Consider the following 15,740-nt stretch of genomic DNA (forward strand, 5'->3'; position numbering starts at 1 on the left):
CCTTGTATCAAAACTATTCGCTGCGCTTAATATTGTCAATGCAATATCATTCCGGGAAACCATGGTCACACGCACGCAGGAGCGCGTATTCATGCCTGAATCCAAGAACAATGATCCCAGGTTCTGGGAAAATGCACGGGAACATCTTATCCGTTATGGCGGTACCTTCGAGCACCTGATTATCGAACGCGCCAAAGGCAGTTTTGTGTACGATGCTGACGGGCGCGCCATTCTTGACTTTACTTCCGGGCAGATGAGTGCGGTTCTGGGACATTGCCATCCGGATATCGCAGCCGTCATTGCCGAGGGCAGCCGTAATCTTGATCATCTCTTCAGTGGTATGCTGTCACGTCCGGTTGTCGATCTGGCAACTGCACTGGCCAAGACATTGCCCGATGGGCTGGACCGCACCATTTTGCTGAGCACGGGGGCGGAATCCAACGAAGCGGCAATCCGCATGGCCAAGCTGGTCACGGGAAAATACGAAATCGTAAGCTTTGCCCAATCGTGGCATGGTATGACAGGTTCGGCTGCATCCGCAACCTATAGTGCGGGCCGCCGGGGCGTGGGCCCATCAGCCGTAGGCTCCTTCGCCATTCCCACGCCGTTTCCCTATCGACCCCGCTTTGAAAAGAACGGGATTTATGACTGGAGTGCCGAACTGGATTATGCTTTTGACCTGGTGGACCGGCAGTCCACTGGTAATCTGGCAGCGTTTATTGCGGAACCTATCCTGAGTTCTGGCGGAATTATTGACCTGCCAGTTGGTTATCTGGCCCTGCTGCAGAAAAAATGCCACGAACGTGGCATGCTTCTGATTGTTGACGAGGCCCAGACCGGTGTAGGTCGTACTGGCATGATGTATGCGTTTGAGCGTGACGGGATTGTGCCCGATATCCTTACATTATCCAAGACATTGGGGGCGGGCCTGCCATTGGCAGCAATGATCACGTCTGCTGAAATTGAAGAAAAGGCCCACAAACTCGGGTACCTCTTTTATACAACCCATGTATCGGACCCCCTGCCCGCAGCAGTTGGGCTGAAAGTTCTGGAAGTCGTCAAGCGCGATAATCTTGTTGAACGTGCCAGGCTCATGGGCCAGCGATTGGAAGCGGGCCTTCGTTCCCTGCAGGCACGCCATCAATGTATTGGCGATATTCGCGGGCGTGGCCTTCTTCTCGGTCTGGAAATTGTAAAAGACTGTCAGACAAAGGAAGCGGATGGCGCACGGGGCGAGGCCATTACACGGGCCTGCATGAAACTTGGCCTGAGCATGAATGTCGTGCAGTTGCCGGGTATGGGGGGCGTCTTTCGTATCGCCCCTCCCCTGACTGTAAGCGAGGAGGAAATCGATATGGGGATTGAACTCCTGGGCCGGGCGATTGAACAGACCCACTGATGGCATCATAACTATTTTCTGCAACCAGTTGATCATGATGTCGGTATGCGGGCTCATCGTGTCAGTCTTTCGAGATCCGGCCAGGCCCGCATACCGACATGGTCTCACCTGTGGTATTGTGCTGTTTTGGGGCCGCCATTGGCGTTGCGTCCAGTATCTGACCGGATATCAGGGTATAGCCAGAATAACTTCGAAGCGTTCCAGCAGGGGCACAATGGCACCGTCTTGCGCCAGGCGTTAGCAAAACAGCCAGACAGTCCCAGACTGGAGGCCAGATGGTTATTGATCAAACATTCCGTCCGCCTATCATGAAGGCTATTCCGATACCGAATTACCAGAATGCGGAATAGCAGTATGGCGTTAAACGGCGAATGACTGCCTTTGCTCAGGTCCGGATGAGAGGAAGTCTTCTCCAGATCAGGCTGCAATACCTCAAGATCCACAGTCCGGTCAGACGGGAGCGCCGTGCATCAATATCAGAAAACAGCTGCTGCATTTCGCTCTCTCCCATTGGGACGAAAAAAACGAAATCATAAAAAACCACTCAAAACCAAGGGATTTTTTGAATCCATCAGGTGAAGATTGAATATTCATCCAATCCCGGATTTTTCATGAACTTCCTGTCGAACAATATTCCCATCGTTCGATTTTATACCTGAACATCTGTTACGAAAAAGTGAAATACTGGTTATCACGATGACAATAAAAGAACTGAATTCTATCTCAAAACGTGTCTGTGCTTCGAACATCATAATAACCAGAACCAGCAGAAAAGATCCAGCCGTCAGGTAAGATAAGATCGGGAACAGCCACATGGGGCAGTCTGGCGTCTGGTTCTGGCGGATCATTTTCTTACGTAGTCTGATCTGCGCCAAGGCAGCTAAAAAATAATCAAATAAAATCAAAGCACCGCTTGCACTTAACAGGAATGTAAAAATGCCCCCCGGGGACAAGGTTGAAAATAGCGCCACAATAGCTTCAACTCCGGCTGCCATTATGATTGCCGCGGTTGGAACGCCCGTGCTTCCCCGCTTGGCTAAAAAGAGCGGAGCATCACCGAAAGTCGCCATTTCCATCATCACGCGGGATGTCACATAAATTGCTGAATTAAGGCACGACATGACCGCAATGAACATGACAAAGGCCATCGCAGTCGTTGCATAGGGAATATGCAATTGGGTCAGTGTGGCCAGAAACGGGGAAAAGCCGCTATGAACATCATTTACAGGCAAAATATATAAAATAAGCGCGACTGAAATGACATAAAAAAGCAGGATCTTGATTGGCACGGAATTGGCAGCACGCGCGACACTTACACTGGGATTGCGCGTTTCAAGGGCAGCAACAGTCGCTATTTCCGATCCGGTCAGGGACATCATAATGGTCGGAATGATGGTAATGACAGCCAGGACACCATGCGGTAGCATATTTTGTGCTGTCACGGCCGATTGAATGGGAAATGTATTGATAAGTCCAAAAATGGACAGAACACAGACTGTTATAAAAATACAGACTGCGCTGATTTTCATGAAGGATAGCCAGTATTCAAATTCGCCATACCCGCGAACTGAAAACAGGTTGCTTGCTGTCATGATCGCAATCAGGATACCTTCTATTGCTACTCTGGGCAGGCTAATCCAGTTTTCAATCAGGCCAGCCCCTGCGATGACTTCCGTACCTGCTATGATGGCCCATAATATCCAGTAGGCCCAACCTGCGACAAAGGCGGCATGCGGACCCAGGCCACGACGGATCTGAATAATGAACGACCCCGATCTGGGGGAGTTCAGAACCATTTCCCCCAGCATCCGCATAATCATCATGGTCTGGATACCAGCAAAGATATAGGCCAGCAGGACAGCAGGACCAGCACGGGAAATGGCAGCAGAGGAACCTACGAACAGGCCCGCCCCGATGACGCCTCCGATCGCGATCATGGAAACATGTCGTTCACGAAGTTGTCCTGCCGTATTGTCATTTTCATCAGCCATCAATGCATAACCTTGCATATATATTTGCAAAATCCCAACACGAAGCGCAATCATTCTTTATGTGGAAGAAAAAAGCAATAGGTTCTTTTTCTAATGAAAAATTATGTGTAGAAATTGCATGACGTTACATTAAACCAATAAATTTGATCTCATATATGGATATATTATTTATGGCATATTGAGAAACCTTGTTATGCGAATGTGGTAACATCCAGGATAACCCAATATTCTGGTTATCAGCATCAGGACATGCGTAACATCATGGCGCCGACGAGAATGATACATACGCCCATCACACGGCGTGATGTCGCCGGTTCTTTGAGGAATATCCATGAAATCAGAGAGCCAAAAAGAATGGATGTCTCGCGCAATGCTGCAATCATGGCAACGGGTGCAACCGTCATCGCCCATAATGCCAGACCATATGATGCGGTCGTTCCCCCGCCACCAATCAGGCCCTGCATCCAGTAATGACGGATATATTCCTTAAATCTGTCAGGCATCATACAGAACGTACCGATACCCATGGGAAGACCTGTCAGCAGAAAAATCCACAGGGTGTAAGTAATCGGGGCGCCAGACCGACGAACGCCTATGCCATCCACCATCGTATATGCCGCGATGATGATGGCGGTAAACAATATCAGTCTTAATCCATCCTTATTTTCCTCATGATGATTATCCAGCGCCATGCTCAATATGCCCAGACAGATGACACCAATACCCAGCCAGGCTATAAGGGAAAGGGATTCACCCAGCAGGGAAGCGCTTAGAATAGCAACAATGAAGGGCGCACTTCCACGCATCAGGGGATAACCCAGGCTCATATCAACAAGATGATAAACCCGTGCGATCAATATATAATATATGATCTGCAGCATGGCGGATATAAGTATAAATATCCAGCTGGCTGACTGCGGCTGTTTTAAAAATGGCAGGATCAGCGCAGAGATTATGGCAGCACCACTTGTAACCAGAACGGTTATAAGAATTTTGTCGGTGTTTTTCTTGACAATAGCGTTCCATGTCGCATGCAACAGCGCGGCAAATATCACAATAAAAAAAACAGACAGCGACATTACCGCAAACCCTGGAAATCCATTAAACATCTCTATCAGGCGCAAAAAATATTATGACGCCTGACAGAATTAAAATATTCAGGTATCGATTTTAAATTCACTTATCCAAAAACAGAGGTCAGTGCCTTATCAAGCGTATCGATGATCTGGTTTGTTTCATCATCATTGATGCTAAGCGCAGGACTGAAGCATAACGTGTTATTCATGCCCGGTAATGAACGGTTTGTCATGCCAATGATGACACCGTCTGACATGCATTGTTTTACAACGGCCTGGACAAGTTTCTCGTCCATAGGTTCCTTCGTTATCCGGTCCTTGACCAGTTCTGCACCGCAGAACAGCCCTTTACCCCGCACGTCACCAATGACCGGATGCTTCGCCATCAGTCCATTCAGGCCGGTCATGAAGCGTTCGCCCATCACCCGCGTATTTTCCAACAGTTCCTCGTCCTCGATAATCCGCATATTTTCCAATGCGGCGACGGGGCCGGACAGGCAGCCACCAAATGTCGAAATATCCCGGAAATAATTCAGTGGGTCATCAGGACTATCCTTGAACAGGTCGAATACAGCCTCGGTCGTAATCATGCAGGAAATGGCAGCATATCCCGATGCCACGCCCTTTGCTACAGTTACAAAATCCGGTTTGATATCGTAATTCTGGTAGCCAAACCATCTGCCGGTACGACCGATCCCGCAGACAACTTCATCAATATGAAGCAGAATATTGTATTTCTTGCATATTTCCTGAACGCGCGGCCAATAACCGACTGGTGGGGTTATGACCCCTCCCCCCGCGGTGATCGGTTCCAGACATATTGCCCCGATCGTATCGGGACCTTCGCGTAAGATCACCTCTTCAATGGCATTTGCCGCCGCCAGGCCATAATCCGGGGCATCAGGATACTGGTTGCGATATTCCAGGCAATGAGGGACTTCGACAAAGCCGGGCGGAAATGGCCCGTAATCCGCACTGCGTTGCGGCTGTCCGCATGCTGCCAATGTCCCTAATGTCGTGCCATGGTAGTCCCGCTCCCGAAACAGGATTTTCCATTTGCGCCCTCCATGATGGCGGGCCGAAATCTGGCGCACCATCTTGAAAACCTTTTCGTTCGCTTCAGAGCCTGAATTGGCATAGTAAACCCTGCTCATGCCGGGCATTTTTTCAATCAGACGCTCAGAAAACAGGGCAGCCCCCACCGAACCGGCCGATCCGGCGAAATAGTTCAGTTTTACCAGCTGGTCGCGCACAGCATCGGCAATGGAAACCCGGCCATATCCCACGTTCACTGTCCAGACACCGCCGGAAACAGCATCGAGATATTCCCGCCCTTTGATATCCCATAGCCGCAGCCCCTTGCCTTCCACCATAATTGGCGGATCAACAGTCTCATACTGCTTATGCTGCGACAGGTGATGCCAGACATGGTTCCTGTCTGCTTCGATAATGTGACGGTTGTCATTGCCGTCATGCATGTAATTCATGATAATTTTTCCCAGTTTGTAATGTTTTTTTAGAAATTCAGCTTTTGCCGATGCCACGACTGACAGCCATGCCACCAGCGGACTGACAGACCGGCATCATTTCGATTTCATTGATATTTACATGCGAAGGCAAGCTGACAACCCAGCTTATGGTCTCGGCAATATCATCCGGCACCAGCGGAAAGGTGTCTTCATAAACCGCAGCGGCTTTTTTATCGTCCCGCAGGCGTACGTTACTGAACTCACTACCACCACACAGGCCGGGCGCAATATTGGTTGCCCGTATGTGCGTGCCCAGCAGGTCACAGCGCAGGTTACGCATAAACTGCGCCACGAATGCTTTCGTGCCGCCATACACATTTGATCCCTGATAGGGATACCGGCCGGCCGTGCTGCCGATTGAAATGACATGCCCTTTGTTCCGGGTTATCATTCCGGGCAGGAATGTGCGCGTCATGTGTACAAGTCCGGTAACATTGGTCTGGATCATCTCATCCCAATTTTCCAGATCCGCATCCTGTGCGCATTCCAGTCCTCGCGCCAGCCCCGCGTTATTGACCAGAATGTCGACCGCACGCCATTCCGCCAGCAATGCCTCGGGCAATGCCTTGACTGCAGTCGCATCAGAAATGTCCAGTTGTATGGGTAGAAGGTTCGTCCCGAGTTCCGCCTGCAGTTCCTTCAGTCGTTCAATACGGCGGCCTGTTGCAATAACACGGTAACCATCCGCCACCAGTCGTTTGGCAATCGCCCATCCAAATCCTGCCGTAGCACCTGTAACCAGAACCGTTCCCCGCATTTATATCTCTCCGCTTGCGTCAGGCAGTGAAAACATGATGATGCCAGTAGTGACTGCACGCGCCGCAAATCATAGAGCCAGTTGGGACAAAAGAGCGTGCCAATGCTGTCGGCAAGTAATGTTCAGGCGTATGGCACATGTCCAGAAACGTGATCGAAAATGAATCGGGATGACGACCCGCTGGCAGTGGCGAGAACCGTTACGGTTTTCCCTGCCCTCGCTATTGTTTGCGGGAGTGTATACATTGTGCGTCAGTCATTGAGCATGATCGTCATGAAAGGCTGGATCTGGTGGCGGGACTAAAAAAAATCGGGCGGCAAAGTCTGGAGGCACAGGCGACGACAGCGATTGAACAGGCCATCATCAATGGTCATTTCAAGCCGGGATCACGTCTTACGGAAGTGACGTTATCTGAACAGCTGGGTCTGTCCCGTGGACCAGTCCGGGCCGCACTGACCAAGCTTTCGACTGCTGGTCTTATCGTACAGCATCCCTATGCCAGTTGGGAGGTCATCGCCTTTTCTGACAAGGATATATGGGAGTTGTTCACTTTACGGGCCTCACTGGAATGCCTGGCGATCGAACTGGCCATGCGGCGCTTTTCCCCTGCGGTAAACCGACGTTTACAGAACGCGTTGAAAAAGCTTGAGGATGCTTGTGCCCGAGATGACTTTGCGGCAACCAGCAACAGCGATTTTGCATTCCACAAGACGATTGTCGAACTGTCGGACCACGGCCTGCTGGTGGAACATTTTGAACGTGTGGAAATGCGGATCAAGATGTTGATCAGTTCCTCCAACCTTCGCCTGCCCTCCTCTGCTGAACTTCTTGCACAGCATGTGCCGATTGCCGATGCCTTTGCCCGACAGGACATAGTCCTGGGCCAGCAGATCCTACGCGCACATATTCTGGATGAAGGGCGGGCACTCATTGATGATTATGAAAAAAAACCATCTGCTGCCTGAGAGACTTTTTGGAAATTCATGGATGAGCATTTCGGCGTAACAGGAGGCTTCCCATGGTGATGTGGATCATGGCCTTTGCCACGTCGACACGCTGCTCGTAATCCTCACCAGTCGGGCGCCAGCGGATCATCCTGCCGAATGTCCGTTCAACGACCTATCGACGCGGCAGGATTTCAAACCCCTTTGCCGTATCGAACCGGTGAATGATCCAGCCCGTGAAGTCAGGAAAGGCGGCCCTGTCCATCAACCGCAGGCGGCCATCCGTATTGACGGCAATGTGCCGCTTGCGGCCAACGACTTTCCTGCCGGCGTCATAACCCCGTTCTTTTGCATGGACGGCCTTGATGCCCTGGCTGTCGATGACAACCACCGGATGGAGTGGCCTCGCGTCCCGCGGCTTCATAATCGAGCATCAGGCAGACATCATGGATGGTTTCGGCCACGAAGCGGCGCATCAGCCTGCGGAACGACCAATAGACAGTCTGCCATGGACCAAAATGAACCGGCAATATTTCTCATCCGCACCCTGAGCGGACAGGATAGCGCAGCGCATTGATGATCTCGCGTAAATCGGTTGTCCGCTTCCCGCCACGGTGATGCGCAGGCAGAATCAGAGGGGCTATGCGCTCCCATTCCTCATCGGTCAGATCAGAGGGATAGCGTTTCGTCCTGCGCGTAATGCTGGTCATACGGTCTCGTTGTGCTGGCATCCACATCCTGCGTTTGAATCACGCTCAAACCGTCTTGAAAACCTATCACATCGAATTTCCAAAAGGGTTCCGGGCCGTCATGGGCGTTTTCATGGTTTTTCATTGTTATCAGACCCTGCCGGGGTGCTTGACAGTGCATTCATGCGACGGAATTAAAATTGGAGATTGTAGACAACCTACAGGCATGCGTATGCTGCCCGGATACTCCGATTCGGATAAGAAATAAAATTATTCAAGACAAAGGTCAGGTAAGATACTTATGGCTCCTTCCAGATCATATGATCCGTCCCCCACACTTATGGGGGATCTGGCAGCCGATTTCGTAAGGATGCCCGAAACGGAAGCCGGACAGATTGGTCTTTCCCATTATGGCATACAGGGAACGGCCGAGCGGCTTTCAACGGAAAAGGACGACACATTCCGCCTCACGGCGTCGGATGACCGTCATTACATTCTCAAGATTGCCAATCCGGCTGAACCGGAAGAAGAAATTGCAGCACAGGTTGCGCTGCTTGAACACCTGGCATTCAACGCCCCGACATTACCTGTCCCGCGCGTTATTCCCAATCATGATGGTCAGTCCCTGCCGGTCGTTATCGATGCGGCAGGACAGACCCGGCGTATGCGGCTCATGTCCTATCTGGCTGGAAGACCACTCGACAGCACGGATACGAACGGCACCGAACGCGAAAAAGTGGGGGAACTGGAGGCGGCCCTGCGTCTGGCAATGGCAGATTTTACGCATCCGGGCTGTAACCGGACCGTATTATGGGATGTCCGCAATCTTGCGCTGCTGCAGCCGCTGCTAAACGAAATAGCCAATGACAGCCAACGCTTGGCACTATCGGGTGCGATGACGCGCTTCCTTGAAATGCAGCCGGAAATTAACCGGTTGCGGATGCAGGTCGTGCATAATGATTTCAGCCGGTCCAATATCATTGTCGATCGTAACGCCGAAAAATTTGTCACGGGCGTTATCGATTTTGGTGATGCCGTCTATACGGCCATTGTCATAGATGTTTCGACAGCGCTGCTTAATCAGTTGCCTTCCCGCATTGATGATCCCGTCCGTGACAATATCTTCCGGTATGGATATGACCTTCTGCGTGGCTATCTGCGTATCGCGGATCTGACCCAGGCGGAAATGTGGCTACTTCCCCATCTGGTCATGGGGCGTATCGTCGCGCGTACCCTGATTACGTTATGGCGTGCCCGTCTTTTCCCCGATAACGAAACCTATATCCTGCGAAATACCCATCAGGGCTGGGCACAGCTTGACTGGTTTCTCATGCGTAGTCCGGATGAAGTCTCACGGTCGTTCATTTCAGGTTTTCATCAGTAAATCCCATCAAAAGGTGTCCCGTAAATGACAATGCCCCCCAAACATGCCACCATGGTCAACGCCTTCAGCCCGGATAATATGGCATCACTTGATCCAGTGATGCAGGATTCCGTTAAAAAGCGTCTCCGTCTGCTTGGTCCGGCCTATCGCCTGTTTTACCAGAACCCTGTCCAGGTGAGCAGAGGGGCCGGCGTACATCTGTATGATCGCGACGGGCAGGAATATCTTGATGCCTATAATAATGTGGTCTCGGTTGGTCATGCCCATCCGCGCGTTGCTGACGCCATCTGCAGGCAGGCCCATACATTATGTACGCATACCCGTTACGTGCAGGATGGCATTTTACGGTATTCCGATGAAATCCTGAGTACATTTGGCGGGCAACTCGGGATGTCCGGTCACATGATGTATACCTGTACCGGATCGGAAGCCAATGATCTGGCCTTACGGATTGCGCAGCATCATACCGGCAGGAATGGCATCATCATCACATCCGAAGCCTATCATGGCAATTCGTACCTGACGGCCGGGTTGTCTCCATCCCTTGGTGCGCGTTCCCCATTGGGAACGTGGGTCCGGCGCATACCCGCACCGGATTCCTATCGCCTGCCCAGCAAGGATATGGGGGCATGGTTTGCCGACTGCGTGCGTGCACAGATCCATGATCTGGAACGACATGGTAACGGACTTGCCGCTTTCATCGCGGATTCCATTTTTTCGTCCGATGGAATCTATGCCTTCCCGACCGATCTGCTGGCACCCGTTGCGGAAGTCGTGCGTGAAGCTGGTGGGGTGTTCATCGCTGATGAAGTACAATCTGGTTTTGGTCGTACCGGGGACAAATTATGGGGCTATCAGCGTCATGGTGTAGATCCGGATATTGTATCCATGGGCAAGCCGATGGGAAATGGCTTTCCTGTCGCTGCTATTGCCGTCCGTCCAGAAATTGTCGCAAAATTTGGCGGCGATATGCGCTATTTCAATACATTTGGCGGAAATTCGGTTGCGATTGCGGCAGCCCAGGCAACCCTTGATGTGATCCGCGATGAACAGCTTATCGAAAACGCGCAGCGGGTAGGTGTCTTTCTGCGCAAGGGATTGCGGGAACTTCAGACACGTTACCCGCAAATGGGCGATATACGGGGTGCCGGGCTGTATATCGGCGTTGAGATGGTAAAGGATCCAGTTGGCAAACAGCCGGATGCGGCACTGGCGTCTGCCATCGTAAATGGTCTGCGCGAACGTCGGGTCCTGATTTCCGCTACTGGGTTTTATGCCAATATTCTGAAAATCCGACCACCGCTGGTTTTCTCTGAAGATGATGCCTCCCGTCTGATAGAAGAACTGGAACGCGTGTTATCCAATTTCTGAAATAATGATATGATATGCATGTACAGGTGCGTCACATATCACCTGTACATATTTGATAATTACTTTTAAGAAACCATAACCATAAGTTCTCGAAACACGATTTTATCCGGCATATATAGAGGTCTGTATCAATAATTTTATTTATTCACCACTTCGTGATGTAGGTGATTTATTATTGAACGGTTGTTTTGTTTTCCTGATTAATGAGCTACAGCATATGAATGTGCGGCATATTTCTGGCGGGCATGGCCCCGCCAGAGGTGGCGGCGCACCAGATTGATGACTTTTTGGGAAAAATCATGACTACAATGTACGTTACCTACCCTGGAAAATCTGACGCATGGTTCGATCGCGACTATTATGTGACGCATCATATGCCACTGGTTATGGAAGCATGGAGCAGCATTGGTCTGAAATCCGCTACGGCCTTTTTCCCGACTGACACCACCAACGGGACGGTTGCAATCTGTGAATGTCAGTTCAAGGATGAAAGCGCCCTTCAGGCTGCTCTTGCATCCCCTGAAACACCTCGTGTTCTGGCTGATCTGAAGAATTTTACAAAAATCGAACCTGTTCTTAAGCGTGGAATTAATATTTGATATTGTATATATAAAATATTAATTTTACCATTTTGTGTTCTATGTATTCAGACAGGCCGTATAATGTATATTATATACATTATACGGCTTTTTTTGTTTTGAAAATGTTCCAAAAATAGTTTCCTGCATTAGATGGCAGCTTGCCTGCCCCGCGTCATTCCACCTTATGCTTGGGACATGTGCTGTTGGTTACGTACAGCCAGTCGGCTTCGGCTCGTTCGCCTTGGGTTCGATATCTGGCATTATAAAATGTAGAAATTGGCGTTGGCGCCATAAGGATATTTACGTTACCAATTTATAGTAACGTAGAAATTTTTGCTTTTATTCCTGCCAAATTTACTCGATTGAGTTCAGTTGCAACCTGATCTCGAAACGGCATGTATTGCAAACGATGAATGTTAATAAAAATTGTGTTGTAATTTTGCCATACCCAAAACCGTTCATCATTCAGCGGGGTTTGAACGTTTGACAGTTCATCGTTTCAAAAAATAGGATCGATAACGAAATTATGGTTCATGAGAAACAGTATAAAACAACAAATCAACAGAAACAAAAACGTTCGTGGGTACACATTTCTTATGGGTATTTCTTCGCGCTAGGGCCAATATCTGTTCCGCATTCGACGTGAGAAAAAAATGATAAGATCTCAATTTTTTTGCTCCCTTCTTGTTACGACAGCTTTTATTTCTGCGTTTTCGGAACCTGGATGGGCAGCGCCTGTCAGTAGCGGAAAAACTGTTCGTACCACCGCGAAACCCGTACATACGGCTGCCGCGACCCAGTCTGTCCCTCCGACCCCAAAGGTTGAAACGCTGAACGCCGTCGGGATCCGCAGGCGCGCACGTGGCACCCAGATCAGCATGGGGCAACAGGTGCTGCGCACCATGGTGCCAGGCACCAACCCGCTCAAGGCGCTGGCCCAGACCCCGGGCGTCGTGTTTCAGTCGGATGACCCGCAGGGTGTGGATACCTATTCCGTCAACCTGTACATGCATGGTTTTGCCCAGAACGAAATCGGCATGACCATGGATGGCATCCCATTGGGGGAACCGGTCTATCGCGCCTATAACGGCCTTAACCCCGTACAGGCGATCTCATCTGAAAACGTCGAGCGACTGGATGTAACCCAGAGCGCTGGCGCGGAAGGGGCCGCCAGCACCAATAACCTTGGTGGCTCCATCAATTATGTCAGTAGCGACCCGAAAGACCGCATGGGTGGCCAGGCGGCCCAGACTTTCGGCAGCAACAAGATGTACCATACATTCTTCCGTTTCGACAGCGGCGTGCTGAACAAGACGGGCACCAAATTCTACGCGTCCTACATGCGTAATGAAACCGGAAAATGGAAAGGCGGCAGCGACCAGTTCATGCAGCAGGTCAATGCCAAAATTGTGCAGCCCATCGGTCAGGACAGCAAGATCACCGCGTTCTTTGACTGGGATAACCTGCAGCAGACCAACTATCAGGATTATTCGCCTTACTGGATGCAGCATAACGGCACTGGGCTTGATAACTTTATCGGCACGCCCAATGGTTACCAGAATGCTTATAATTATGCTGTAGGTCATGGCCTGCCATCAAATGTCTATGATGCGCGTGATTCGTCCTATTATGACAGTACCTCCATGTCCTATGACTATTTTGGCGGGCTGACGGCGGACCTGGCGCTAACGAACCACGTCCGTTGGAAAACAACCATCTACGGACATGAGGAATTGACCCGCGGCACCTATACCAACCCCTATGGATGTGGTTCGAACTATTATATCGCCGATCCCACTGGTACAAGCGCCGATGCAGCATATTGTACCAATAATCGGGTTGGTCTGAACGGTAACCCACTGTTTGAACAGACCAAGCGGCCGACAGACCACCGTTACGGTATCCTGTCATCCGTGAGCTATAACGTCGCCCATCACCAGATCACCGGCGGTGTCTGGTATGAAAACAACAAATACGTCTCGGACGAATATGGTTATGCCGTCCCCTTCCCGAAGGAAGGGCAGATGTGGGACCAGTATGGCAACCTGCCGTCAGGTGGACGCGAGTTGTGGGGCCAGACTTATAATACCAATACATTTACTGCATTTGTCGCGGATACGTACCATCCGGTACGCAATCTGGCGCTGCATTTCGGCTTCAAGTCGATGCTTAACACGACCCGCGTCAGTCAGGATGGCAATTATGAACCGTTTACGGGTGTCAGCGCCATCACCGGGGGGGAAAGCCTGACAACGGCAGAGGCCTTCATGCCGCATATCAGCGCGGACTGGACCTTCCTGCACAATCATGAACTGTTCTTTGATATTTCAAAGAATGCGCATGCTTATTCCCAGTCGGGCTACAACCTGACGGCATCCCCCATGGCCGTGTCACAGGCTGCATTTAATGACGCCAAAAGTTCGCTCCGGCCGGAAACGGCCTGGACTTACGCAGTTGGCTACCGTTACCATGACCGTCTGGTGCAGGGATCGATCTATGCCTACCGCACCAACTTCAGCAATCGCATGCAGCAGATCGTGACTGGCGGCACAGTATCCAGCCTGTTGTCCGAAGTACGTAACGTGGGTGGCGTTACCATGAACGGCGTTGATGCCGGTGTTACCTTGACCCCGGTTCGCGGTCTGGCGATTACAAACAGCATCAGCTACAATCATTCCACATACGATAGCGACATGAATGCCTCCGGCACCACGTACGCAACCCACGGCAAACAGGTGGTTGATTACCCACGCCTTATGTATAAGGCACGGGCGGCCTATAACTGGCGCAATGCCGAGTTCTATGTCGATGCGCAGTATATGGGTCAGCGCAGCTATTCCTATACAGGGGATTACCAGCTACCCAGCTACTGGCTGACCAATGTTGGCGCGCGCTACGTAATGGGTGAGATGGGCCATTATAACAAGCACCTGTCTTTCATGCATAACGTGACCTTTGCCTTCAACATCTACAACCTTACTGATACGAAATACGCATCGACTGTTGGCCAGAATGGTTTCCTGATGAGCGATCCGAAGGGGCAGAACCAGTCTATCCTGCTTGGTGCGCCGCGTCAGTTCTTCGGCAGTGTGAAAGCTGATTTCTAACCAGAAAAGATGCATTGACGCGGAACAAGGATAACGAATTTCCCGGCATTGAATATGCCGGGAAATGGGTTTCTGAGGCAGCGTCTTTACATGGCTCCGGTTCCATACATAGGGCACCGAGTGCACGTTTTTAAATCCTCGACCACATTTTCTGCCGAAGCAATGCCAGACGCGGGACATATTGCCAGAACAGGGCATTAACAGCGAGACATGTGGTCAGGAAAAAAGCTATCCGGCATCGATTATAGGATGTGGTGAGATGTCTACATCCGTGACGCATGTGAATATGGTCCTGTTCCGGTTCCATCGTCTATGTCGGCAGCTTTCATATCTGGTGGGCTGACACGTGACTTACGTCTGGAAATGCAGGGTTTGAGCCTTTTTTGCATCCCGGCCCTCAGCACCAGTCTGTGTTATGGCCAGCTTTGTCAGCCTTCATTGCTGCCTTGGACAAACCATCCAGCAAAGTGATACCGGCCAGCGTGGTTACTGATCTGGCCAGTGGTCATGAAGGAACCGGGTGGACGTCCATCCCTGCCCGTCATGCATAAAGCTTCATGTTCATGCGGCCTCTGGTGCGACGGATCAGCCGAACGGCGTCCCTCCAGCGAGGTCGTGCCAATCATGACCGTTTCTGGTACAGCATTCCCGGTCGGCAGGTCTTCCATGATCGGGGCAGAGCCCCCCGTCCTCCCAGCTTTTCAAACGTTTATAAAACGTCTTCCCGCGTATCAACAAGACAGCACGGCCTTACCGGGCGTGTTTTGACATCCCATATGAACTTGAGTGGCTGGAGTTCTGGTGATGTTGAAAGTCATGAAGGGTCTGACAGACGTTGAGTTCGAGCGTCTCTACAGCACGGAAGAAGCCTGTATCGAGGCGTTGCTGATGGCGCGTCGGGAGGCATTGATT

General features: G+C 50.9%; 11 protein-coding genes and 1 pseudogene. 6 read left to right on the forward strand and 6 right to left on the reverse strand.

Annotated elements, in window-relative coordinates:
• The first annotated feature begins 91 nt into the window (after nucleotides 1-91).
• Nucleotides 92-1,399: an aspartate aminotransferase family protein gene (locus MSKU9_RS00910; protein ID WP_141259483.1), complete on the forward strand. Its 1,308-nt coding sequence runs from the start codon at nucleotides 92-94 to the stop codon at nucleotides 1,397-1,399.
• Between the two features lie 590 nt (nucleotides 1,400-1,989).
• On the opposite strand, the gene MSKU9_RS00915 is transcribed toward MSKU9_RS00910, so the two are convergent.
• The 4 genes from MSKU9_RS00915 to MSKU9_RS00930 form a co-directional block, all read right to left on the reverse strand.
• Nucleotides 1,990-3,390 (reverse strand): amino acid permease, encoded by a 1,401-nt coding sequence (locus MSKU9_RS00915; protein WP_162515702.1) that lies wholly within the window; start codon nucleotides 3,388-3,390, stop codon nucleotides 1,990-1,992.
• Nucleotides 3,391-3,632: 242 nt separating this feature from the next.
• Nucleotides 3,633-4,469: a DMT family transporter gene (locus tag MSKU9_RS00920; RefSeq protein ID WP_141259485.1), complete on the reverse strand. Its 837-nt coding sequence runs from the start codon at nucleotides 4,467-4,469 to the stop codon at nucleotides 3,633-3,635.
• Nucleotides 4,470-4,570: 101 nt separating this feature from the next.
• The gene (locus MSKU9_RS00925) at nucleotides 4,571-6,010 is read right to left on the reverse strand and encodes an aminotransferase family protein (RefSeq protein ID WP_370685905.1); all 1,440 of its coding nucleotides are present in this window, start codon (nucleotides 6,008-6,010) and stop codon (nucleotides 4,571-4,573) included.
• The gene (locus MSKU9_RS00930; protein ID WP_141259486.1) at nucleotides 5,991-6,752 is read right to left on the reverse strand and encodes an SDR family NAD(P)-dependent oxidoreductase; all 762 of its coding nucleotides are present in this window, start codon (nucleotides 6,750-6,752) and stop codon (nucleotides 5,991-5,993) included. The genes MSKU9_RS00925 and MSKU9_RS00930 overlap by 20 nt, the downstream gene beginning before the upstream one ends.
• 290 nt (nucleotides 6,753-7,042) lie before the next feature.
• Here MSKU9_RS00930 and MSKU9_RS00935 point away from each other — a divergent pair, with 290 nt between their 5' ends.
• Nucleotides 7,043-7,717: a GntR family transcriptional regulator gene (locus MSKU9_RS00935; RefSeq protein WP_162515703.1), complete on the forward strand. Its 675-nt coding sequence runs from the start codon at nucleotides 7,043-7,045 to the stop codon at nucleotides 7,715-7,717.
• Between the two features lie 16 nt (nucleotides 7,718-7,733).
• Here the strand turns inward: MSKU9_RS00935 and MSKU9_RS00940 are convergent.
• Both MSKU9_RS00940 and MSKU9_RS18000 read right to left on the reverse strand, forming a co-directional pair.
• Nucleotides 7,734-8,433: pseudogene (locus MSKU9_RS00940) on the reverse strand (transposase).
• On the reverse strand, nucleotides 8,366-8,530 hold the full coding sequence (locus tag MSKU9_RS18000; protein WP_162515700.1) for a hypothetical protein: 165 nt from the start codon (nucleotides 8,528-8,530) through the stop codon (nucleotides 8,366-8,368). The pseudogene MSKU9_RS00940 and the gene MSKU9_RS18000 overlap by 68 nt, the downstream one beginning before the upstream one ends.
• A 156-nt stretch (nucleotides 8,531-8,686) precedes the next feature.
• On the opposite strand from MSKU9_RS18000, the gene MSKU9_RS00950 reads away from it, so the two are divergent.
• The 4 genes from MSKU9_RS00950 (at nucleotide 8,687) to MSKU9_RS00965 (ending at nucleotide 14,828) form a co-directional block, all read left to right on the forward strand.
• The gene (locus tag MSKU9_RS00950) at nucleotides 8,687-9,769 is read left to right on the forward strand and encodes a phosphotransferase (RefSeq protein ID WP_227000607.1); all 1,083 of its coding nucleotides are present in this window, start codon (nucleotides 8,687-8,689) and stop codon (nucleotides 9,767-9,769) included.
• A gap of 24 nt (nucleotides 9,770-9,793) precedes the next feature.
• Nucleotides 9,794-11,140, forward strand: a complete 1,347-nt coding sequence (locus MSKU9_RS00955; RefSeq protein WP_141259488.1) for an aspartate aminotransferase family protein — start codon at nucleotides 9,794-9,796, stop codon at nucleotides 11,138-11,140.
• A gap of 245 nt (nucleotides 11,141-11,385) precedes the next feature.
• Nucleotides 11,386-11,739 carry an EthD family reductase gene (locus MSKU9_RS00960; protein ID WP_227002288.1) on the forward strand — a complete coding sequence of 118 codons (354 nt, stop codon included), beginning with the start codon at nucleotides 11,386-11,388 and terminating at the stop codon, nucleotides 11,737-11,739.
• Between the two features lie 860 nt (nucleotides 11,740-12,599).
• On the forward strand, nucleotides 12,600-14,828 hold the full coding sequence (locus MSKU9_RS00965; RefSeq protein WP_227002289.1) for a TonB-dependent receptor domain-containing protein: 2,229 nt from the start codon (nucleotides 12,600-12,602) through the stop codon (nucleotides 14,826-14,828).
• The last annotated feature ends 912 nt before the right edge of the window (nucleotides 14,829-15,740 follow it).

The sequence above is a fragment of the Komagataeibacter diospyri genome (assembly GCF_006538165.1).
GTDB lineage: Bacteria > Pseudomonadota > Alphaproteobacteria > Acetobacterales > Acetobacteraceae > Komagataeibacter > Komagataeibacter diospyri.

What these genes read in the sequence shown, in the direction of transcription:
- MSKU9_RS00910 (WP_141259483.1), top strand. Translation starts at nt 92, where the DNA reads ATGCCTGAATCCAAGAACAATGATCCCAGGTTCTGGGAAAATGCACGG.
- MSKU9_RS00915 (WP_162515702.1), bottom strand. Translation starts at nt 3,390, where the DNA reads ATGGCTGATGAAAATGACAATACGGCAGGACAACTTCGTGAACGACAT.
- MSKU9_RS00920 (WP_141259485.1), bottom strand. Translation starts at nt 4,469, where the DNA reads ATGTCGCTGTCTGTTTTTTTTATTGTGATATTTGCCGCGCTGTTGCAT.
- MSKU9_RS00930 (WP_141259486.1), bottom strand. Translation starts at nt 6,752, where the DNA reads ATGCGGGGAACGGTTCTGGTTACAGGTGCTACGGCAGGATTTGGATGG.
- MSKU9_RS18000 (WP_162515700.1), bottom strand. Translation starts at nt 8,530, where the DNA reads ATGAAAAACCATGAAAACGCCCATGACGGCCCGGAACCCTTTTGGAAA.
- MSKU9_RS00950 (WP_227000607.1), top strand. Translation starts at nt 8,687, where the DNA reads ATGGCTCCTTCCAGATCATATGATCCGTCCCCCACACTTATGGGGGAT.
- MSKU9_RS00955 (WP_141259488.1), top strand. Translation starts at nt 9,794, where the DNA reads ATGACAATGCCCCCCAAACATGCCACCATGGTCAACGCCTTCAGCCCG.
- MSKU9_RS00960 (WP_227002288.1), top strand. Translation starts at nt 11,386, where the DNA reads ATGGCCCCGCCAGAGGTGGCGGCGCACCAGATTGATGACTTTTTGGGA.
- MSKU9_RS00965 (WP_227002289.1), top strand. Translation starts at nt 12,600, where the DNA reads ATGGGGCAACAGGTGCTGCGCACCATGGTGCCAGGCACCAACCCGCTC.